General features: G+C 54.6%; 27 protein-coding genes and 1 pseudogene. 3 read left to right on the top strand and 25 right to left on the bottom strand.

Translation table 11 applies throughout. The annotated features are described in order from the left end of the window. From AAC854_RS11600 to AAC854_RS11590, 3 genes and pseudogenes are all read left to right on the top strand, one after another. Positions 1–112 (top strand): annotated as a pseudogene (locus AAC854_RS11600) (transposase); the annotation flags it as partial. Between the two features lie 277 nt (positions 113–389). Next, the gene (locus tag AAC854_RS11595) at positions 390–944 is read left to right on the top strand and encodes a hypothetical protein (protein ID WP_340617245.1); all 555 of its coding nucleotides are present in this window, start codon (positions 390–392) and stop codon (positions 942–944) included. Between the two features lies 1 nt (position 945). Further along, a complete protein-coding gene (locus AAC854_RS11590) occupies positions 946–1,362 on the top strand; it encodes a tail fiber assembly protein (RefSeq protein WP_340617244.1) in 417 nt (138 codons plus the stop codon). A gap of 26 nt (positions 1,363–1,388) precedes the next feature. Here the strand turns inward: AAC854_RS11590 and AAC854_RS11585 are convergent, their stop codons facing one another. From AAC854_RS11585 to AAC854_RS11465, 25 genes are all read right to left on the bottom strand, one after another. After that, positions 1,389–1,811 carry a tail fiber assembly protein gene (locus tag AAC854_RS11585; RefSeq protein ID WP_340617243.1) on the bottom strand — a complete coding sequence of 141 codons (423 nt, stop codon included), beginning with the start codon at positions 1,809–1,811 and terminating at the stop codon, positions 1,389–1,391. Positions 1,812–1,824: 13 nt separating this feature from the next. Then, entirely contained in the window at positions 1,825–2,502 is a 678-nt protein-coding gene (locus tag AAC854_RS11580; protein ID WP_340617242.1) for a hypothetical protein, read from the bottom strand. A gap of 9 nt (positions 2,503–2,511) precedes the next feature. After that, complete coding sequence (locus AAC854_RS11575; protein WP_340617241.1) at positions 2,512–3,093, bottom strand: YmfQ family protein; 582 nt, start codon at positions 3,091–3,093, stop codon at positions 2,512–2,514. After that, positions 3,084–4,157, bottom strand: a complete 1,074-nt coding sequence (locus AAC854_RS11570; protein WP_340617240.1) for a baseplate J/gp47 family protein — start codon at positions 4,155–4,157, stop codon at positions 3,084–3,086. Before AAC854_RS11570 ends, AAC854_RS11575 begins: the two co-directional genes overlap by 10 nt. Further along, the gene (locus tag AAC854_RS11565; RefSeq protein ID WP_340617239.1) at positions 4,158–4,613 is read right to left on the bottom strand and encodes a phage GP46 family protein; all 456 of its coding nucleotides are present in this window, start codon (positions 4,611–4,613) and stop codon (positions 4,158–4,160) included. Further along, positions 4,610–5,155: a phage baseplate assembly protein V gene (locus AAC854_RS11560; RefSeq protein ID WP_340617238.1), complete on the bottom strand. Its 546-nt coding sequence runs from the start codon at positions 5,153–5,155 to the stop codon at positions 4,610–4,612. Before AAC854_RS11560 ends, AAC854_RS11565 begins: the two co-directional genes overlap by 4 nt. After that, positions 5,152–6,243 carry a phage baseplate assembly protein gene (locus tag AAC854_RS11555; protein WP_340617237.1) on the bottom strand — a complete coding sequence of 364 codons (1,092 nt, stop codon included), beginning with the start codon at positions 6,241–6,243 and terminating at the stop codon, positions 5,152–5,154. The genes AAC854_RS11560 and AAC854_RS11555 overlap by 4 nt, the downstream gene beginning before the upstream one ends. Beyond that, the gene (locus AAC854_RS11550; protein WP_340617248.1) at positions 6,236–7,579 is read right to left on the bottom strand and encodes a DNA circularization protein; all 1,344 of its coding nucleotides are present in this window, start codon (positions 7,577–7,579) and stop codon (positions 6,236–6,238) included. Before AAC854_RS11550 ends, AAC854_RS11555 begins: the two co-directional genes overlap by 8 nt. 17 nt (positions 7,580–7,596) lie before the next feature. Further along, positions 7,597–9,447 (bottom strand): hypothetical protein, encoded by a 1,851-nt coding sequence (locus tag AAC854_RS11545; RefSeq protein ID WP_340617236.1) that lies wholly within the window; start codon positions 9,445–9,447, stop codon positions 7,597–7,599. After that, complete coding sequence (locus tag AAC854_RS11540) at positions 9,444–9,578, bottom strand: hypothetical protein (protein ID WP_340617235.1); 135 nt, start codon at positions 9,576–9,578, stop codon at positions 9,444–9,446. Before AAC854_RS11540 ends, AAC854_RS11545 begins: the two co-directional genes overlap by 4 nt. 1 nt (position 9,579) lies before the next feature. Further along, positions 9,580–9,933: a phage tail assembly protein gene (locus tag AAC854_RS11535; protein WP_340617234.1), complete on the bottom strand. Its 354-nt coding sequence runs from the start codon at positions 9,931–9,933 to the stop codon at positions 9,580–9,582. After that, entirely contained in the window at positions 9,934–10,293 is a 360-nt protein-coding gene (locus tag AAC854_RS11530; protein ID WP_340617233.1) for a phage tail tube protein, read from the bottom strand. It lies immediately after the preceding gene. 15 nt (positions 10,294–10,308) lie between these two features. Further along, a complete protein-coding gene (locus AAC854_RS11525) occupies positions 10,309–11,781 on the bottom strand; it encodes a phage tail sheath subtilisin-like domain-containing protein (protein WP_340617232.1) in 1,473 nt (490 codons plus the stop codon). Beyond that, entirely contained in the window at positions 11,781–11,957 is a 177-nt protein-coding gene (locus AAC854_RS11520; protein WP_340617231.1) for a DUF2635 domain-containing protein, read from the bottom strand. Before AAC854_RS11520 ends, AAC854_RS11525 begins: the two co-directional genes overlap by 1 nt. Next, positions 11,954–12,496 (bottom strand): DUF1834 family protein, encoded by a 543-nt coding sequence (locus tag AAC854_RS11515; protein WP_340617230.1) that lies wholly within the window; start codon positions 12,494–12,496, stop codon positions 11,954–11,956. Before AAC854_RS11515 ends, AAC854_RS11520 begins: the two co-directional genes overlap by 4 nt. After that, on the bottom strand, positions 12,496–12,948 hold the full coding sequence (locus tag AAC854_RS11510; RefSeq protein ID WP_340617229.1) for a gp436 family protein: 453 nt from the start codon (positions 12,946–12,948) through the stop codon (positions 12,496–12,498). Before AAC854_RS11510 ends, AAC854_RS11515 begins: the two co-directional genes overlap by 1 nt. Then, positions 12,945–13,214, bottom strand: coding sequence for an HI1506-related protein (locus AAC854_RS11505; protein WP_340617228.1), 270 nt, complete (start codon positions 13,212–13,214; stop codon positions 12,945–12,947). The genes AAC854_RS11510 and AAC854_RS11505 overlap by 4 nt, the downstream gene beginning before the upstream one ends. Before the next feature lie 114 nt (positions 13,215–13,328). Then, positions 13,329–14,255, bottom strand: coding sequence for a Mu-like prophage major head subunit gpT family protein (locus tag AAC854_RS11500; protein ID WP_340617227.1), 927 nt, complete (start codon positions 14,253–14,255; stop codon positions 13,329–13,331). Further along, the gene (locus AAC854_RS11495; protein WP_340617226.1) at positions 14,255–15,469 is read right to left on the bottom strand and encodes a phage protease; all 1,215 of its coding nucleotides are present in this window, start codon (positions 15,467–15,469) and stop codon (positions 14,255–14,257) included. The genes AAC854_RS11500 and AAC854_RS11495 overlap by 1 nt, the downstream gene beginning before the upstream one ends. A gap of 166 nt (positions 15,470–15,635) precedes the next feature. Then, complete coding sequence (locus AAC854_RS11490) at positions 15,636–16,106, bottom strand: phage virion morphogenesis protein (RefSeq protein ID WP_340617225.1); 471 nt, start codon at positions 16,104–16,106, stop codon at positions 15,636–15,638. Then, on the bottom strand, positions 16,103–17,395 hold the full coding sequence (locus tag AAC854_RS11485) for a phage head morphogenesis protein (RefSeq protein ID WP_340617224.1): 1,293 nt from the start codon (positions 17,393–17,395) through the stop codon (positions 16,103–16,105). Before AAC854_RS11485 ends, AAC854_RS11490 begins: the two co-directional genes overlap by 4 nt. Beyond that, positions 17,379–18,950 (bottom strand): DUF935 domain-containing protein, encoded by a 1,572-nt coding sequence (locus tag AAC854_RS11480; protein ID WP_422824080.1) that lies wholly within the window; start codon positions 18,948–18,950, stop codon positions 17,379–17,381. Before AAC854_RS11480 ends, AAC854_RS11485 begins: the two co-directional genes overlap by 17 nt. After that, positions 18,947–20,494 (bottom strand): terminase large subunit domain-containing protein, encoded by a 1,548-nt coding sequence (locus AAC854_RS11475; RefSeq protein WP_340617222.1) that lies wholly within the window; start codon positions 20,492–20,494, stop codon positions 18,947–18,949. Before AAC854_RS11475 ends, AAC854_RS11480 begins: the two co-directional genes overlap by 4 nt. Beyond that, a complete protein-coding gene (locus AAC854_RS11470; protein WP_340617221.1) occupies positions 20,494–21,066 on the bottom strand; it encodes a DUF3486 family protein in 573 nt (190 codons plus the stop codon). Before AAC854_RS11470 ends, AAC854_RS11475 begins: the two co-directional genes overlap by 1 nt. Beyond that, positions 21,063–21,356 (bottom strand): VpaChn25_0724 family phage protein, encoded by a 294-nt coding sequence (locus AAC854_RS11465; protein WP_340617247.1) that lies wholly within the window; start codon positions 21,354–21,356, stop codon positions 21,063–21,065. Before AAC854_RS11465 ends, AAC854_RS11470 begins: the two co-directional genes overlap by 4 nt. Positions 21,357–21,359: the final 3 nt, after the last annotated feature.

Below are 21,359 nucleotides of genomic sequence, written 5' to 3'. Positions count from 1 at the left end.
ACACTTGGTTGTCAATCATCAGGGGGAAATTCTAGCGCTTAAAGTGACTGCGGGTAATGTGGATGATCGGGAACCTGTTCGTGAATTATCAAAAGAATTAACGGGTTCTCTGTAGCGCGCCGCGTGAATTGAAAAAATGTTTCATTTAAATCGCGAAAAATTATATTACGATGTTTTTATCAAAACACGCGGCATATTTAGATTATTTCAACGTCAACAGGTGGCTGTTTTTTATCCATCAACTCCTATCCCCCTTCAAACTCATATTTTGCACGTTTATTGAACTAAAAATTAGTTTAATTTCAATACATTCAGCAGCCATTTACCCGTTTTTACTGCGCGAATCAACCCATTGCGTAATTTCATAAAACCTCTGTTTAACGGAAACAGTGGAGCTGGCGAAAAATGCGTTGCCAAAAACAGGCGGAACGGTAACTGGCGGTGTAAAAATAGCGTCACAGGACGAAGCGCTGTCGATCATGACCTCACCAGGGCGGCGGAACTATTTGAGTTATTACGACTCAGAAACCAACAGAATTGGGTATATTGGATTTGGTAGCGACGTTAACGTTGATGTATTAACGCTGCGAAATGACCGGAGCGACACCCATCTCAATATTGATAGCAAAATTCGATTCAATAATATCGAACTGGGGTATAAAAACACAGCTAATCCACAGACTGGATGGTGGAAATGTGGCGACACAGGGTTAATACGGCAGTGTTTTCTCGTCAATAAATCATCCGGTTATTTACCCGAGGCGTTTGATTTCCCTATCCGGTTTTCACAGAGAGTGATCGGAGTCTCACTGTCAATGTCGGCGACACCATCGAGCTATGGCGGCGTCATGTGGAATTCAGTATCACTCTCGTCAATCAAAATTTCCAATGTGAGTGCTGAAACGCAGGCGTCGCGTGTTTATATTGCCGTGGAGGGCTATTGATATGTATGTATACAGTGCAAAATTTAATGCATTTCATCCGATAGAATGGCAGCAGGATTATATCAACGCGGGGACGTGGCCGGATGACGGGATTGAGGTGAGCGAGGCGGTTTATCTGAAATTTCTGACGCCACCACAGGGAAAAATGCGCATTGCAGGTACTGACGGGTTACCCGCATGGGGCGATATACCCCCACCTACACCAGCGGAATCACGACAGCAGGCAGAACAGGAAAAACTCTATCGTCTGTCTCAGGCTGCAAAATCTATTGCTCCGTTACAATACGCGGTCGATCTCCAGATGGAAACAGATAGCGAACGGGCGGCGCTGACAGAGTGGAAACGATACTGCGTCCTGCTTAACCGTGTAGACTGTTCGACAGCACCAAATATTGACTGGCCTAAAGCGCCAAAATAACAATCAGGGGCGTAATGCCCCTTTAATTATTCCGGCTGTTCCGGCCATTGGATATCGGGGGCGGTCGAGCAATCCACCCGATTGAGCAGCACCCGGTATTTGCGCCATTCGGTTAATGAGGATTTTTCGGCATTGGTGGCCATATCGAGGTCAATCGCGTCCTGACAGATATCGATTTTCTCTGTCGCCATTTTCAATAATTGCCGCTTCTGGGATTCTACCCACTGCGACAATTGTTCCGGTGTTAGTGGCGGAGCCGGCGGGGGTTCACCCCACGCTGGCAACCCATCATCGCCAACGACACGGGTTTTACCCATTGGGGGTGTTGCTGTCCATTTCTCAAAAGCAGATTCGTCAACATCAATTCCTACCTCCGGCCATACTCCAGCGTTGATATAATTCTGTTTCAGTGCATATGGATAAAACACATTGTTTGCATATCTATACATGGTACTCATCCTATTAATAACCTATTGCCAGCCAAAAAACGCTCTGATTTTTCGGGATCTCCAGAGCGCCATCGGCGCGACGCATTGCAATATCCGCACTAGCGCCGCCTCTAATATCAATTCCCAAATTAGGGAAATATACAGCAGTATTCCCTAGACCCCGCAGTGTAGCGAACACACACATCGGTAACCCCGAAAATGGGATATGGAAATGGATGTTTGCGAAAAAAAATATCGGGTTTTCCCGCGAAAAATACACCTCACCATACTGAATCATCCGACCATCCGGCATTTTGAACCAATTTGGTCCCGATGTGAAAAACGACATATCCGGTATCTGATTGCGCCCGTTCCCGATGGTTCGATAGACCGTATCCGTTAAACTGAGGTTTTTCACAAACTCCGGTTTGTTGGGAATATCGGCGCCGTTCTTGGATTTTTCTAACCAACCTTTGGAAACAATGGCCTTTATGGCTACTGATAATTGGTTTAGCTTATTTTTATCCGGTGTAACACCCGCCTCTTTCAGCACATTCAGCAATTCCGCCTGAATCTGGTTAAACCATTCCTGCCCTGGATAACTGGCACTTAATCCCGCGCCACCTTCAGTAAACCACTGAGGCGTAGAATTATTGGTTGGGGTGATGGCAGGCATCACGCTGATGCCTGACGGGTTATCGAGTCCGAACATCGTTATTCCTCATTGATAAATAAAAACAAATTCGGTTTCGGCTGGCGCATAACGTTCCAGCAGACATTCCAAATCAGCGGCATCAGCAATGCGCAGGCGTTGCTGGCAGTTGTCCAGAACGGTAGCAAAGTGTGTCTGTCGGTCGGCAACATGGACAAACACGCGAAACCAGTTGATATCGGGGTAAATGGGATAATTGCAGTCGCGCAGACAGTGATGCGGGTAACGTTCTTCCAGTCTGACACGATAGCCACGGTCGGCGGCCAGCCGTTCATAGAATTGGTTGCACAAGCTGCCGGACATAATTAGCTTGGCTTTGACCGCCTGACGGCGGCTGTTAATCGAGGATTCTTTGTCAATGCTACAGTCCGGCAATCCGGCAAAGTCTTCCCAGTCTTCCAGTAACATAAACGCCCGGTCGGCGTAGATTTCTTCTAACAATGCGGTGTTGATAGTGTCCACCCGGGCAAATTCTTCCCCGGTTGCCAGCATCAGCTTGGCCAGATTGCCGTTGGGATCTTTTGACCAGGCCAGACCGTTTGGCAGCAATTGCAGCCCGGCGCGCTGGTAATCTTTGGCTGTCATCGCCATGTTATCTCTCCCAACACAAATATTTCATTTTCTACCGCATGAATATCGCTGGCCGGGCTGATTACCGTGTTATCAATCTCACCCGGCGCGTTAGAAACCGTCGCACGGATTTCAGACAGGAAAGCCAAACCACCGGGACGCAGGCTTTCCAAATGAATTTTCAGGCTGGCTTTAACCGCATCGCGGACTTCTTCCGTATTGGGGGATAAACGAATAACGAAGTTGATGACTTTCGCAATGGGACTCATCACAATAAGCTCTGCGCCTGTGGTCTTTCCTTCCACTTGATTGGTGATAGGGTTGATATGCCCGGTCAGGTAATCTTTGACTCGGTTTAAATCGTCTGCGTTGGGGAATATATTAGGCTCTTCATCCATCACGAACATCACGCCAACTGAACCATGCCCACGATAGCGGGGTATACACCAGGCACGGGTGACACCCGGCACTTCCAGTGCCCAGCGTTCGTAGTCATACTGGTTACCGCCGGAAGGTGGATATTGCACCCGGAACAACAGACGAGAACGTAGCGAATCAATGGATTCCTGTTCAGCCCCGCCGCCAATATATCGGCAGATAGCCTGCGTTTGCACATTCACCACAGGCGAAATTAACTCCAGCGGTACGCCTTCAGCGGTGTTTCCCACGCGGCCTGCCTCAATAGCGGTCACGGCAACGGTGTTATCACCGGCCACAGCATGAACATTATCAGTGGATTCAAACACCACACCATCGGGGCGTTGCCAGCGTGTCCCTTCAGGAATTAACGTCTCCGCCGAAACAGTCACGGTTAATGTGCCGCTGGCGTTCGTGGCGGCTTTGCGCCAGACACCCCAGAATTCGCAGTGCTCCAAAAATTTATCATCATCAGCCAGATGGGGAACCACCTGACGGCTGGTCCAGGCTAAATGGTCATGCAGTCCGGCGGCATTGCCCGCATTGGCATACGCGATGGCATTCGTTGTTCTGAATGCGGTACGGGCATAGGTGCCCGGCAACCGGCTTTCAATATCAGCCTGATTGCGGGCGATCAATTTTGACAGTGAGGGGGCGTTATATGGCATTTAAATCCTGCTTAAATGGGTTTTAAACGGCATTGGCAACACGCTGCCATCGAATAGCGTGAGAGTGACAGTCAATAACAGAACACCCGGTTCAGGTGCCGTCGCCATAACATCAATTTTTTTCACGTGACTATCCTCAGTCAGCCAGGCCAGTGCTTCGTCAGCATAGGCTTTAGCACGGTGCAGCACGGCGGACAGTTGCTTTTCACGGGCGAGTAACCAGAGCCGGCTGCCAATGGGGCGATCGTTAAAACTGTCACCCCACCAACCGCGTTTATCTGTGCCTGCCCCTGTGGGCAGTTCATCAGAGTCCAGTGCCCGGCGGTCAGTGAATAATGAAATGATCACGGCGGTGCTGAGTGATTCATCTAGGGCAATATCTGCATTAGCGATAACAATATCTGCACCGTTGATTTGCCACTGTAAGGCGATGTCATTGATTGCATTTGCATTCATCGGGGTTTGCTCGTACTGTATCCGTCATGCTCATAGTGAATATGGTCTTTACCGCTCGTTTGGCCTGACAGATGATCTTTCGCCTGGCTGACGCCGACTATATCCACATTGCCCGTAAAGCGGGTTTGTGGCGTATCAAACACAATATGCTCTTCAGCCACCACTTCCAGCCGTTTGCACTGAATGCGGATAACGCCATTTTCAGTCAGCAGAATGTGATGCCCTTCCAGATGATAGACAGCACTGTCACCGCTCTTGAGGTTCCCCAGACGGCAACTGCGGTTATCCACGGCAATGGCGACCAGATGCTGGCGAACGCCGCCCACGGATAACACAATCGCTTCACTGCCCGCAGGCGGGACACTGGTCTGCCCGTAGTTCTGGAACCGCTCGACGTCATCGGCGGTTTCTTCAGCCAGCAGTGATACCTGAATGTTTTGCTGCTTCAGGGTATCGTTAACAAAGTTGACCACACCCCGCGAGACCAGCAGCCGGATACGGCGGGACAGGCTGGCAGTAAATTTATTGAACTGGGCTATCATGGTTTCCACCTGACATCTTGTTGAACTTTCTTTTCCGGGTCGGCGGGTTCGGTGAAGCCGTCACGGGGCATTAATTCCAGCCGGGTTATCGTGCCATTGTCGTTATCCAGCAGGTAATTCACGGCGACGATCAACAACGGATCATTGGGAAATCCGGCTTGAGGGGCCTGTAATTGCACCATTTCATTGGGCTGCCAGAGTTGGCCATTCGGTTTAAACCAGCCACGGATGCCCACGGTTGCGGTGGTGGCATGGGCCATTGCCCGCTTTTGTTCCCACGCGGCGCGGGCAGTGCCTTTGGCTTTCGTCATGTTGTCATCGGCCAAAAAGATAGTCGGGCGGTAACGGGTAATGGCGGGGTCCCGTGCATCCATATAAATGGCGGTTGACTGTACCGGGGTTTGGGTTTCACCCCAGCGGCCACCCGCTGCTGCCGCGCCTTTGACGCGGTAGAGGCTAAACCGCTCCTGCCAGGATAATGAGGTATCCAGGGTTTTGATTTTGACGCTGGCATGCGGGGCATTGCCCAAAACAAGTGTCGCCACGGACTGGCTGCCTGCGGTGGTAAAAACCAGTTCACCTGCGGCATTACTGGTGACTATCACGCCACGATGCCGGGCAGCACGGGACAGGTTGTCAAAGACGGTTTCACCCGGCTCGATTTGCCATTGACGAAATACGGCAGCGGCGGCTGTATCCTTGACCTGCCAGCGAACGGTGACCCCGAACGGCTGGCACAGGTCGTTGGCGATGGTTTCCAGACTGACATTGCGCCACTGTCCCTTACCATGAATGGCGGCACAATCAACCAGGTCGCCCGTTTTATCCCGGCCGGATAACGTAATGGTACGCTCATCGGCATTGATACCGACCGCCACCGCATCCACATAACCCGTGACCACCCGCTGGCCGTTGATTTCCAGCTGGCAGGCATGGCCGGGCGTCAGCACCAGCGGTGAATCCGTGTTTCTGACGGTAATGCCCAGGCTGAACTGGCCGGACATGTCTTCCAGACTGCGGGTGACATCTAATGTTTTCCAGCCGGAGTAGATTTTATTGCCCAGAATCAGCTCAATGGTATTAGTCATGGATCACCTCGACTTCCACACCCCCCGTAATAAATGCCGGGTGACGAATACCATTGCGGCGGATAAAACGGGTCAGCTGGGCAACACTGCCTGTTTCACGGTATAGCGTCACCAGAGCCGGTTCCGTGCCGACAACCCGCACAGCGCGGGCGGTCGGTAATGCGCTGGCGGTGACCTGCATTTGTTGCTGAAACACAATGCGAAAATCACGTAACTGTTCTGACGTACGGAACCAGCCTAAATCCCCGGTCTCCACGATCAGCTGCATCAGGGTGTCATCCAGTTCGGCGCGGGTCTGGCGGACATCCCCCACGGTTTCTATCAAAGGAATGGCGGCATTGGCCGTCAACGTCTCAGTCAGTTCCACCCCCATCTGAGGCGCATCAGCGGGTTGCAGTGGCATCAGTCCACGCTGAAACGGGGCCTGCGTTAATGCCGGGGCTGGTTGCTGACTCCGGGCAGAAACCGACGCGGCATTCAGCGTTAAACCCGCCAGTTCTTTTGCAATGAAAATGCCCGTGGTGGTATTGACGACCTGCTGAAGTTTGGCCACCGCAGGCACATTGGAACGAAATGGCGACTGGATACCCCGGGCGGTTTTACGTAATGCCCGGTTAGCGACATCCGGCGTGGCCACCTCCGCCATACCGGAAATCAGGCCGCTGATATCATCAAACAGCTGGTCAGGCGCATTAATTAAATGCTTCAGGGAACCTTTCAACCCCAGCGCCGCCCCCAGTAACTGATTCATGCCCGAGTTGGCGGGCAGGCTGCGGATACCGTTTACAATGGTACTGAGGGTATTTTCAACTGCACTCAGGCGTTCAGTGGCCTGATGAACCGCCCGGGTGAACGTCTCCCAGTTTTGGGTGATATCCTTTAGTGTGCTGTCGTTCAGCGTCCTGTCGTTCAGTTCCGGCCGTTGGGAAACAATGGGGGCCGTATTATTGGCCGCCGGAACAAACGTCACGGAAAACAGGGCCACCCCGCCTGTGTAGCAGGATTCACGGACTGTGTAGGTCTCAATCTGTACCTGCTGTTTGCCGTAGTACGGGTGATCCATTTCCCCCGGCTCGGCTTTTTCCAGGGCGGCAATCAGGGCATCCCGCTGATCAAAATAGCGGTCACCGAACACTACCGCCGTAAACGCATATTCCCGCGTAGTCTGCCCCAGATCTTCGGTTTCGCCGTCATCCCGCAACGGGTATTCATGGCGAACGACACGACGGCCGCCGGACACGGTGGCATCATCAATGATGTAGAACGGCACATTGCGAAAGTTCCCTTTGCCCGTGCCGATACGGCTGCGCCATGAGGTGTCATTAAACAGCGTCATAAACTGATCAAATTCCATCAGTACGTCCTCCCGTAGCTGTAGCCGGTGTTCACCCGTAAATCGATATTCTCTGCCTGAACGGATTTAGTGCGGACTTTTAACTCGTCAGCGGATTCAACCACGACAGTGATTTTGCCATCGGCAGGTTTGGCGGGTGGGGGTTCCGGGGCCTGATGCGGGGCCGCCAGTTGGGCGGCTGGATAATTCGGCCAGTTTCCGAATGAATTGGGGCGTTCGCCCGTGAGGTAAGGTGACGGCTTAACGCCCTCTGTTTTGAGCTTCTCATCACGGTCATACCACCAGTTGGTCAGGGGGGCAGGTAACCAGCCCGGCCCTTTTTCGGCATGAGGATATTCTTCAGCCATCTTGTCCAGATGTTTTTGCAGGTTTTCAGTCCCTTCTTCGGAAGATAAAAGAGGAAGGGAAGCCACAGATGATATCGCAGAACCTCGCACATTATTACGCCAGCCCCGGCGATTATCTGGCCCGCCACCATTTCCATTATTGTTATTGCCCTTGTTTTGGTCTTGCCAGTTAGTCACATAGACAGGGACAACCTCAGTGCCATCGCTACCAAGACCACCACCACCGTTACCGCCAGCCCCTCCGGCACCCGGGCCATTTTTGATGTACTGGGCGTAGTTAAAGATTTTCTGACCTGCCCGCCAGGCATAGCGGGCAGCGACGGCGGTACCAATGGCAATTGCGGCTTTCTCAATCGCCGCCGCGTACTTGTCCAGTTCTTCTGGGGTTAACTCATTGATGGCATCCGCCAGTTCCTGAACCGGCTTAGCCAATCTCAACTGCGCGAATCGTTCCCCGGCATTGGCCAGCGAAATCAACGCCGCATTCAGGGTCTGGACGTTTTGTGTCGCCTTTTCTTCCAGCAACCCTTCCTGAATATTGGCCGGATTGGCAATCGTTTTTGCGTCGTCCCGTTTCTTGGGGTCAGCAAACACCATCGCTAATTTCAGCGTATCGCCATCAAAAATATCTTTCAGGTTACCTTCTTTTTGATAGGCGCGTTGACCAATGTCAAACAGCAGATCAGCGGGTTTTTTCAGTTGCCCCGTTTTATCTGTGGGTTTAATCCGACCGCGTTGCCAGAGTGTTTTTAGTTTTTCGGGATCTTTAATGACCTCGAAATAGCCCTGCACGGCCGCGGCCGCCTGACCCGGGTCATTAAATTCCGCATTGGCAACCCGGATCAAGGCCAGCATCTGCTGCTGGTCCACCTGAGATTTCCACTGGGTATCTTTACCCAGTCCCCGTAAAGCAGAGAGCTGGTCGGTAATATTCCCCGTTCCATGCTGACTGGCCGATGCAATCCCATCCAGCCAGTGCTGCATTTTTTCCGGTGACTGGTAGCCCACGTTAAACATCGCCCCCAGTTCTGTCCCGGCGGCACTCGCTTCCATCTTGATGCCGTTGATGCTCAGGGCAATGTTATCCAGATGTGCCAGGGTCGCATCCAGGTTGTTAGTCTGTTCCAAAAATGCCGAAGCCGCCGTGGTTAAATCGTCGGTGGTCAGCTTACGGCGACCCGCCACTTTGCTGATGGCGTCATCCAGCGCATTAACCTGGTCAGCCGTCAGGTTATAGCGGGTGCCCAGTTCGGTCATCTGCTGCTGGCTGTCGGCCACTTTCTTGGCCGCCATCGCCAGACCGCCCCCGGTCACAAACCCCATCAGGCGGTTATCAAACTTGTCCAGCAACCCGTTGGCACCCGTGACCGCACTGGAAAACAGCCGCATAGAGCGGCTGCCCTCCGCGCCAAAGCGGCGGATACTGGCCCCAAACTGGCGGGCACGGTGGGCAACATTGCCCACCAAATCCACAATAAACTGGGTACGGTTAGGTGTGGTCATGAACGTTTCTCCAGCCAGGATGAATACAGCCACAGTTTCGGCAGGGGCAACGCCAGCGCCCAGGCCGGGCCACCCCGCAAACGCTGGCCGACATACAAGGCAGTGCGCTCAATGGCACGAACGCACTGCAAACTATCGCCCCTCGTCGGCAACCCGGGCCGCGGTTTCCAGTGCCGCGGTGCGGTGCAGGTCAGCGTGGGCAGCAATGAGTTCCAGATCATCCGGATGCAGGGTTTTCAGCATTGCTAACGGCAGGGGACCGTCAATTTTGCCGATACGGGCAATGGTACGGCGCAGCAGTTCGTACCCCATCCGGGACGGGCTGGACAGCAGGGCGGGTCCGTTGGCCGTCACCACCACCCGTTCGCTCGCCGCTTCCGCATCAATCAGGTCACCGGCGGTCAATGGGCGCAGTTCAGCCTCAAATTGCAGTTCAACTTCATTGTCCTTGCCATACGCCAGGCCGTGTTTTAATTCAAAGTGCATTTAAATCTCCTTACATTCCACCGCAATAAATTCAGCGGAAATTTCGCCCTTACTGGTCAGTGTGGTATTGCCGTCACACCAGGCATTGGCCAGCATAAATTTTTCGCCGGTATCACATTCAAATGAAATCGTGGTATCAATGGCGTTCTTAATGGTAAACAGGCTGACCCCCGGTCCCTGCGGGATAACGCAACTCAGGCGCGCTTCCTTGGGGGTCTGCTGCCAGCCGTAAACGCGGGCACCAATCACCGGATCACGGCTGAAGCCGCCCGGTGTCAATGTAGCGCCCTCTTTGGACGGCAACTCTTTCCCGTTGAGGTGAATATAGGCAATGCCCGTATACTGGTATGGACTGGCCATAGGTGAATGTCCTCTTTACAAAATAAACTGGATGGCATGGGCATAGATGCGGAACTGGTTAACCAGGTCGGGGTTGCTGCGCACGTTCAGGCGGTTACGGTCATTGTTGTCCCGCTCCACAATCAGCGTCTGCTTGAACAGTTCAAAGTCCTCAACGAGTCCCGCGAATTCATGCTCGGTGAACAGGGCCAGCAATTCGGTACGGATCACTGACGGCGTCACCACGGCCTGCCCGGCACTGATACGGGTGCCGTCGTTCGCCAGTTTGTGGCGCGGGTACTTCTGCGTAATGCGCACCCGGGTGGCGTAACGCAGATAAGACAGGGTCGCGATGGTTTCCACATCCAGATAACTGGGGTCAGGGTCACCGAACCCGTTCTGGCGGTACATGGTGACCATCCGTTCAATCTGCACATTACCGCCGGTATCCACCGTGAACGTGGAAATACCGTCATACAGCAACAGGTTACGTTCATTCAGCGCCCAGCGGTCACCGCGTGCGGGCGGCAGAATACCCGGTAACTGGAGGGTTTGCAGGGGACGGGCCGGATCAATGCTCAATGACCCGACAGCGACAGCCGCCAGTGTGGCGGCCCACAGGTACGGCGGCTGGGGTGACAGGCCCGTTGCCAGGGTGGAAAACAGATAATCATTGCGGGCGGTGCCAAACGTGGAAATTTGCGCCAGCGTGCCCCGCTTCGCCATCCAGCACAGGCCATCAATCATGTTCAGTGGCCCCCAGCGATGCTTCAGTTCGTCACGCAACAGATTCAAATTGAAGGTATCCGTAAACGGGTTGACGATGTAGTTCCACCAGGTATCACCGAAGGCGGTAATGGCGGTGGATAAATCCGGGTTGCCCGTAGCGCCGCCCAACGGCGTAATGCCGACATTGATCCCCGCTGGCAGCATTTCACCGTCGTAGTAGTTCACCCGGACATCAATATCATTCCCTGTGGCCCCGGACCATTTGGCGGTTAACAAGACGGTATCCGAGAGGGATTCACTGCTGGCGATCACGGGCAACGTGTCATGGGCGTTAATGGCATCCCGCACTTTGCCTGCCATCGCCACTGCATCATCACCCGCTTTGACCGTGACACGGACCGGAATACCTGCCACCATCAGGGCAATCTGTCCGGTCTGGGCAGCCGTGCCCGCCAGCTGGATTTTGCCTGCCGCTTTTACCCCATTGGCATCATCATCAATTGCCAGTCCCCACAGGTCGGCAAACGCATTGCCCCGAATAAAGGCACCCGCCATTTCAGCCAGCATAGCACCACGGCCAAATGCCGCTTCAGCCGCACTGACGGAGGTAATGCGGAACGGTTGCCCGGCAGGCACCTGCCCGGCCGCTGTGCGCAAGCCTAGCAACAGCGTTTTATGCAACGTGGGCGGGGTGCCGGTGACGGCGGCCGAATTATCGAATTCGATGTAGCACAGTGGCACACGGATATTGGACGGGATTTCATTAAATGAGATCGCCATTATTGTGCTCCTTTCTTCAGTTTCAGGGGGGCAACTTCAGTGACGTCGCCGTCTTTCAGGCGGCGCAGCCAATACGCGGTGCGGGGCTTGCGTTCCCCTTCAGTCGCCAGCGGTTGACAGGTTTCCGGGTCACGGACGACCAGTCCGTTCGCGGGTTTCAGATGCAGTTCGGTCATGGTGCCTCCTGAGTAGGCAAGTGGATTTCGGCTTCCTGTTCGGGCGTGCCGTCGGGTTGTGCCCATTGTTGGTAATGGGTGGCATAGTCATCCAGTTCGCTGGGGTCAATGGGGTCAGGCAAGGGCTGTGGGGCATCAAAATAAAGGCCATAGACAGCCACCCCCGCCTGGCTCTGCGTATCACTCCACAAATTGGCCACCTGCGTCAGGGTGAACGTGCCCGCAGGCATCATCCGCCGGTTATTCAGCCAGCCTGTCAGCCGCTCAACGATTTGGTAAATCCCCGGGACATCCGTTTGCCGGCCGTTCAGGACCTTGGCGCTGACAAAAATGCCCCAGCTGGAAATCGCGGTATTGCGGATCTCCCCCTGACGGCTGCCCAGCCAGGCGACATAAACCGCAGGTGCCGTGTTGATGATGAGCTTCACGGCGGAATCACTCCACTGTCCCGGATGGGTGTCCACCCGGCGCAGGGTGTTGCCAAACAACGCCTTGATGCCCGTTATCAGGCTGTCTGAAATATCACTGGTGATGGCCATCAGATAAATCCCCGTGATTTGGGACGGCTCCAGACACTGCCGCTGCTGGTGAGGATGGCAACGTCCCCGCTCGCAGGGCGTTCTGCCTCTTTGCTCAGGCCCAGGCTAACGTCACCCGCCGCCACTTTCTCCAATAACCGGATAACGTCTTCCTGATCCTTAGTGGCTTTATCTGTGGCTTCCCCCTCTTCCAGCGTGAAACGGGCCAATACGCAGGCAATTCTGACCAGGACAACCGGCACCGTTTTTAACGGCAGTGTCGCACGGCCATCGATATAGCCATCAATGGTGGCGGCGGCATCATCCAGCGCAATCTGGATCAAATCCTCACGGGTACGCTGTAATGCCTCCGGTGACAGACTGTGAAAATCATCAATCTTGCCGTCTGTCAGGGTATGCAGGTTTTCACGGCTGTAACGGGCGTACATATCGCTCAGTGTCGCATAGCTCATTTTCTGCCCCGGTGACCGTTCGCTAGGGGTGGCTGGTCGGTGGATGGCGGGGGCGTTACCGCATCTGTAGGGTCTGGATTATCCAGCCCCCCTTCCGGGTCATTATCAGGATTTGCCGCGATAACCGTAACAGACAGACGGGGGTCCGCTTCCAGTACCTCCAGCTCAGCCAGCGTAACGGACGGCAGGCTATTTTCCCCAAGTTGCAGAACAAACCCCGCACGCCGGTAGCCATCATGCGCGATATTGACGACACTGACCCCCACCAGTTCAAGGGGCGAAAGGGTCTCCAGCAGCGACGCAGTATTCGTTTCATCAGACATAACATTTCAACTCCTGTTAAAGCGGATTTAAACGGGGTGTAAACCCCGTTTAACGGGTCATAGCAGATAGTCGCCAACAATCAGTTCCAGACGGCCTTTCATCTCATTGCTGACCGTGCCACCCTGACTGTCTACGGTCAGTTCACGTTCCAGCAGTTGGGTGGCCAGTTTTTCCATGGACGGTGGCACCACCAGATGGGTCGGACGAATGGCCAACGGACGTCCGCCGTCGGCCTTGAATGCCCGCATGGACTCAATGACTGACCAGACGTTATCCGCGTTCAACGTCGCTTTGGCGGCATAGGCCAGTTGCCAGAATGAGTACCCGGCTTCACAGCGGGTATCAACACCGTAACGGATCAACTTGCGCATGAAGTTCTCTTCGTCATCGACTTTGTCCATCGCGACTAACTCAGGCGCTTTACGCTGCTGGAAGATCACCGGCTTGATGGCACGGGAACAGTCGAGCACAAACCACGGCTGCCCTTTATAGCCGTCTTCCGTGAGGATATTGCTGACGTGTTTTGCGTCGCCCTTGCCATCCGTTGCCGGGTAAACCGGGTGGTCAGTATCGAAGAAGTTTTGCTGGTCGTAACAGAGGGTTTTAAACCCGTTGCTTAACGCGCTGAACGTGAGTTCATCCGGCTGAACGCCCGCCGCACGCCCCATTTCGGTAAACAACGGGGCATAAATTCCCACGTTGTCATCTTCAATGTCGTCACGGTCAACCCCGACAGTACTTTCAAACGGGCGGTTAATCAGCTGGTAGCCGTGTGCCTGCATGTCATTGATAACGCGGTCACCAATCCATTCACGCATGCCCGGGAATTTCCCCAGCCAGCCATAGGTATTGGATTTGGTGGTACTGGGCACCACAGTGGCGATTTTTTCGTACTGGCTGGGGGCGTCTTCCAGACCGTTCTGAAAATCGCCGTTCCAGCCCGTGAACAGGCTTTTGATTAACGCAGGAGTCGCAATAGCCATTATTTTCTGGCTCCTTTTTGTTTACGTTTCAGGAATTCTGCCGTCGTCAACCCTTGCAGGCGGGCCGCTTCTTTATCGGCGGCGGACAACACGGCCAGACGGTTAGGCTGACGGTGCTGGGGGGTCTGGCGGCGGGTCAGGGCAGTGATACCGCGGCGGCCGGAAATGGCGGCATTGAGTGCAGCAATACCATGCTGGTTGGCTACCGTGCGCAGGTAGGGCACTTCCGCCGCGACAACCCGTCCGCTCCGGCGGGCAGCCGCAATAATGTTTTCTGCACTGCCGCCTTTGGCATTGGCATTCAACACCGCTGCCGCACGGGCCAGCAGGTTATAGGCACGGGCGGGCACAAATTTAGTCAAATCAACCCCGTTCAGCGCCGCCTCTTCCAAAATTTGCTCGACTTCCGTCAGTTCAGCGGTGTTGTCATCAATCAGGTCGGTGACTTCCGTGGAGATCACGTCAGCATCTGGCGTACTTTCAATCACCGCCTGCGTATCCAGGGCGATCTGGGCGGACGCTTTCAGTGCTTCCAGCGCGGCTAACGCCTGGGTCAGCAAATCGCTGGCCGCTTCGTCGGTCAGTTCGGTGGTGTCTTCAGGCAGTTCGATGCCTAATAGCTCCAGCAACTGCAACAACATGTCATTCATGGGAAAGTCCTCTGTGATAGGGGATGGGGAAATCAGGGTATCCCGTTGCGCACTCAGGGCCGCAATGGATTGCATACCCGTCAGACCGGGATCATTGGTTAATGCACCCATCCGCAGGTAGAGCGGATGGCCGGATTCGTTATACGGAAACACGGCCGACAGGTAGGCCCACTCGCGGTTATCCACGGCCTGCTGTGCCGCCGGTGTCAGTGACAGCCGGACGAATAGCCCAACGCCCTCGCGCCATTGCATATTATGGCGCGGGTCACGCAACCAGCCCGCCGCCCGCGCTTCAGCGCACGCCTTGGCATCATCATCCTGTTTCAGCGTCACGTGGTTATAGTCAAACAGCACGGGCTGGACAATCGCCGCCGTCGCCGCAATAAATTGTTCGGCAATGTTGGCATCGATAAACCACTGCCCGCCGGGCACATCGTCCGGGCGCCCATCCCGGGCGCTGAAATACCCGGCAGGCAGCAGTTGATACCAGCCATCAGTGCTGTCTGAAATCACGGCACTCAAGATGGCGATACGTTTTTTTGGGGTTGGGATTCGGGTTTTCATGCCGCTATTGTGAACGGCGAAGCAATTAGGGTGGGTTTGTGGTAAATCACACCTTCACAAGGCAGGAAAAAGAAGAGGCAGGGGACACGTAACACTATAGCGCGTTTAAAACCCGTTTAAAAATGTCAGGAACCGTTTAAACGGGTTAAAGGCGAATTATCCCCTGTCAACGGTGCTGTAGGGCCTCAGCGTGCTGCTGGTTAATGATATCCACGATATCGGCAATTCCCTGTCTGGACAAGCCCATATAAGGCCGGGCCGGCACCGCCGCGGGGCCGGGGGGCATGGTTGGCAGGCCGCCCCATTGATGGATCGGGGCGTAGACCTTATTGGAACCAATCGCCGCACTCACGGCATCATAGGCGGTAGACAATGACAGCGCCAGCCCGCCCTGCGTGCGTTGCAGCATAGGTCCCGTGTATCCGCGGGCATCCAATTTGGCTTTATAACGGGGTGTCAGCGGTGTCCACGGTTGCCCGGTGGCGGGGTCAGCCTGGTTAGCAAAGGCGTCTTCGCTTTCGCTGGCCAATACCGCCGCCACCGCGCGGGTAATGGGGGTTGAATCCATCCCCAACTGCATCACGCGCTGGAAAGCATGCTGAATATCCCGGTCATCAAACCGGACATCTAATTTCATAAATTCCCCTCCAGAAGTTCATAATGCCCGTTGTGTAATGCTGTACGTAATGCAGACAACGGCAAGGTATTGACCTGAACGGCCCCGCTTGTCAGGTTTTCCATTAGGCTATGCTGGACAGGCACATACACCACCGTCCTGCCTGCCTCGCGTTCGGTGGCACTGATATACAGCAATTGCTGGCGGGTTTTGTCCAGTACCACCGCCGCAGGCTGGCCGATAATGGCGGGCAGTGCCTGGTATTCTGCCATCGTTCCGCCTGATTTTAGGGTGGTTTCATTCACGGTCAGCAAACGCGGGGCAGACTGACTGAACCGCTGTTCAAGCGCCAGCGCGATACCGTCTGCCACAAACCCCAGCGATTGCTGACTATTACCGGTATGACGGCGGGTCATCACCTGACCGACCCATTGGGCAAAGGCCTGCTGCCGGGCGGGCGCATTATTCAGGGACTGGATCACCTGCTGGCGCAGCTCGCGGTTCTGCAACTCGAGCAGTTTGCGCGCCATGCTGATATCAGAACCCATCGCCAATTGTCCGGCATTGTTTGACCAGCCCGCACCCGTGGTCATTTTCTGACTTCCGCGCTGGAATGTCGTCGTTTCGGACTGATAAATTTCGCCGGTCCGTTTATCAACCCCGGTTTCCACTTGCTGACTGCTGATAGCGCCCGTGCTGGATTCGACGGTTAACCCCATTCGTTTGACCTGTGCGGCCGTCAATGCCCGTACCCGGCAACGGCAGCCCCAGTCATTAGGCGGATAGAGCTTTTCCCAGAGGGGGTCATCATAGCGGAATACCCGCCCATGCATCGCGGCATGGCTCTGTCGGGTGCGGCCATCCATAATGGCGATATATTGCCAATAGGGATGGGTATCGGCACTGGCCAGTTGCTGCTGGTAACGCCCGGCCTGATAGGCGGTTGCCACATTGGTGCGGTAAATGGTCGCCAGCCGTGACGGGCTGCCCAGTTGAACCTGTTCAGCATTGCCGTCACTGTCAACAATGACCTGTTTTCCCCACCATCCTTGCTCTTGTAAGCGAGGTGTCAGGGTATTAATAAATTCACGTTCAGTGATACCTTCGCTATTTGCCTTATCCACCTGCTCCCGTAGTGTGGTCAGGATATCCAATCGCGCCGCTTTGGCGACGGTAAATGCCCGCGCATGCACTGCCGAATTAGCTTCCTGCCAGTTCCAGGTGATTTCATAGCCCTTGGCGCGAAAATAATCGACCGCAAGTGCAGGCTCCAGTTTGGCGGCATAACCTAAATCAATGGGTTGCGGCATTTAATCGTCCCCACAGTTCGGCGACAAACATCGCCCGGTGTAACATATCGGCCAATTGATCATCATCCATTCCGGCATAAAGTTCGGCCGCTTTTTGTTGGGCTGCGGCATACCCGCCCGTTTCCAGTGCCTGAATCAGGGGTGTGAGTAAGGGATCAACCGCAGATTGCCATTCCTGCCCACTGACGGCACCCGGCATCGTATTGACGGATACCGTAGCCCCATCTGCTGACAAAACGGCTTCAGGCCGGGCACTTAACATGGCGGCAGAGAAATCCGGTGCAGGCGGTGCCGCTGGCTTCAGGCTGTCTTCATCATCGGCGGCCATCGGAATTTGCAGCTTGTCATGTGCCCACTGCACCGGAATTTTCATGCCGAGACCGACCAGTTGGGGCAATGCAGTGGCGTAAGCCATGACATCCTCGGGTTCAGACAAGTCAAATTCAAACACCGGCTTACGGCGCTGGTTATCAAAAGACTGACAATTCAGCGCATACAGGGGAAAAACCAAATCGCGGGTCAGCGTGGCGGCCAATTGGGTGGCATCGCTGTTGCGTACCTCAAACCGGACCTCATTATGCACATTGCCCAGGGCATTAGTGCTGCTCGCACCATCAGCCTGACTGGTCAATGTGCCGCCCAGCACGGCTTTGGACATGCTTAGCTCTGCCCACGACATCATGGCCATAAAGGGATCGGCGGTGCCATCCGCCGCGTTCTTGAAATCAATCGCCATGGAGCGGGGAATAATGCCGCCCGCATTATGGCCAATGGACATGACGGCCTGAAGCAATGTGCGTTTCTCATTGTCCGTGGCACCGGCAGGATAGGTGCCGACCCGGATAGGCAGGCCGTAAATTTCCAGAAATTCAGCCAGGTCACGCACCGAATAGTTTTTAAAGATAAACGGCCAGACCAAGGTGCGGATAAGTCCGGTACGCGCCAGATAGCCCGATTTGGACTTGGCCACATGCTGTATCCAGCCGAACGGTTGCAGCTCGGCCCCGTCGGCTGTGCCATCCCGCAGGCGCAGTTCATTACGTTCACCCTGTGGGGTTTGAAACCACGCCGGGTCGCGCCATTCCACCGAACGCGGAATAATCAGGTCACCCACAGTTTCCCATTCGATTTCCTGACACGAAAAACCCTTCAAAATGGCGTCGGTGGCATCAAAGACGCAATCCGGCAGCCAGTCTGCATCCCGCAAGATTTCGGTCAGCAGTTCCGCATCGTGGATCTCTTCCCGGCTGGCGTTCGACGGGGGGGTAATTTTCCAGTCCAGTGACTGGAGGGCACGGCGACGTTTGCCCAGTTCCGATTGCAGGTGCGCGTCCCGCTCTTCCATATCTTCCGCCAGTTCGCACTGGGCCAGCAGTTGCCCGCGTTCCGCATCAATCAGAATCTCCGCCGCGCGGGCAGGCGTCAGGCCACTGACCGGATGATCACCGTAATAGCGATGGAGTTGTGAGATACGGGACTCATCATCTGTTTGCCTGTCGGATTTAAACCAGAAACGACGCCCTACGGCATCGACCAGTCGGTTGAGTATTTTCACCAGCACCCCCGTTCAAAATTCGGTAAATCATCGTCATCGGCTGCGTGCTTATCCGGCAGCGGAATAAATTCAATCAGTTGGCCATCCATATAGGTGGCACGGGTAAACATCAGGTAAGCGCCTGCACTGTCGCCGTGGCGCTTCTTACCGTCCGCCCCTTTGCGGCGGTTTTTATCGATTTTGGGCACGCCGCGGATGTTCTGCATTTGCCGCTGGTCGGCAATGATGTCTTCGTCTTTCGGGATAGAAATATCATTGGACTCATACAACGCTTTGTATTTGGGTGACCATTCGCGATAGAAGTTATCGGTAATATGAATCGCATCGACCATATCTTCCCCGTAGCGCAGCAAGAGCGCTTCACCCAAGTAGCCGCCGTTCCCGGTGGCATCGACCGCAATTCCTACCAAACGTGGCAACGCATCAATCACAGCCAACGCGATTTGACGCTGTTGGTTATAGGGCACATCATGCAATTCAACGGTCAGCGATAGCACGCGACGGGTATCTTGTTCGACACTGCCAGCACCAATCACCGACAAGTCACCGTTGCGGGCAAAGTCTTGCCCATACGCATGACGTGTATCAGGATCAAACTGATTAATGATGGGATAGAGTGATTCCGCAATAAACGTCTTAACGGTGCTGACACGCTCGTCTTCTGTCCATGTCATGTGCCCCTTTGGCATACTGAAACGCACAACCCGGCAATGTTCATCGGTAGCACGGTCAATCAATACGCGTGGAATATAGGCCCCTGACCCTTGTTTAGGTACGCAATAATATTCTTCCAGCGCATCCTCTTCCGTGGCGGTATCTTTCAGCAGATTGGCTTTCCATTCTTCCTCGTTTGCCTGCGACCACGGCTGGCGTCTGACCTGACAAATACGCTGATATAATCCCTCGTTGCAGGCATCATCCAACGTAATCGTGTGAATGGAATAGCGTTTGCGCCCAGCGCGGGAATCCTGGATTAACTCATTAAACAGGTTTTCATTGCCGTTATGGGTAGAAACAATACGGACCTTTGCCCCCCACATGGTGAGCGCCAGTGCCGCTTTCAGCACTTCCGCCAGCTTCTCATGGAACGCAGCCTCATCAATGGTGACATTGCCCTGCATCCCGCGCAGGTTTTTGGGATTACTGGACAATGCCTGCACCTTAAAGCCACTGCTAAAGTAAATAATAAAGGTCAGAATATCCTGGTCTTCATCTTCGAAAACCTCTTCGCCCACTTCACCCGCGGCCAGTCCATACGCTTTGGCCCACATCGCCGCCGCGTCAATAAACTCACGCGCCATTTCTTTATTCGACCCGATATAGAAATGGTTGGTGCCGCCCGCTTCGCGTGACAACGCAGCCGTCAGTGAGGCATCCGCCGCTTCTGCCCAGGTCAGCCCTGTCCGGCGGGACTTTTCAGCTATCTTGAGGACGGAATCATCCGCTATCCAGCGCCGCTGATAGCCCAGTAAGACGGCATTGGGATCAAATGCCGCGTCATTGACGGCATTGATAATAAATTCGGTGGCAGGATTCGTTTGCATCAGGCGATCCCCAAAATCTGTCGGCGGATATCGGCGGCCGCATCGGCGGTCAATCCAGCCTGTTTGACAATTTTTTCTGCCTGCTCAGCCGCTTCAGCCGCAAAGGCGGCGCGGATTTCTTTCTCACGCTTGGTGCTGGTCATGGCGGCTTGCTCAATACGGGCGGCCACCAGGGCTAACTGTGCCAGCGCTTTAGGTTCAACCACATTGTCACCTTCAGCCAGCGACATACTGGTTTCAAACGCGAGGGATTTCACAAACTCCTGCAATAACTTACCCACATCAGAGGTCGGCGCAGAGCCAAGGCGGGACACCCACACGTCCGCAATCTCGCGGCCTTCACGAATTTTCGCCCCTAAAGTTTCCATCCGCGAAGCATAGCGGTTTAGCCCTGTGCGGGAAATTTTAAGGTCTTCAGACAGGCCGGCGTCATCAATCAACTCATTCACGGCCCCCCGGATATCTTCCTGCGTGTGACGTTTATCACGCAACAGCGCATGTAACTGATCACGAATGGCCGCCGGTAATAAATCGATTTTAGAGGGACGCCCGCGCGTTTTCTTATCCGTCATAACCCACCCCGGAGGCGAGGACGCTTAACACCCGGCACCTGACTTCGACCTTCAGCCACATCCAAACCGCGACCCGTGATAGAGGCAACGAGGCAGCCCGCCACATCTTTGGCCGCACACAAACCCTGTTCTTCTAACCACGTTAGGTGGGACCGCACCACATCACGGCTGATACGGTGGCCGTAGGCATCCAGACAGGTCTGTAGCACCGATTCATTGGCATCACCGCCACATTCGGTGAGCGAACGCAGCAGCACCAGCCGCTGGTCAGCATTTAAGATTTCACGCATGGC

The sequence above is a fragment of the Xenorhabdus entomophaga genome (assembly GCF_037996725.1).
Taxonomy (GTDB): Bacteria; Pseudomonadota; Gammaproteobacteria; order Enterobacterales; family Enterobacteriaceae; genus Xenorhabdus; species Xenorhabdus khoisanae.
This window is presented reverse-complemented; position numbering and strand designations above follow the sequence as displayed.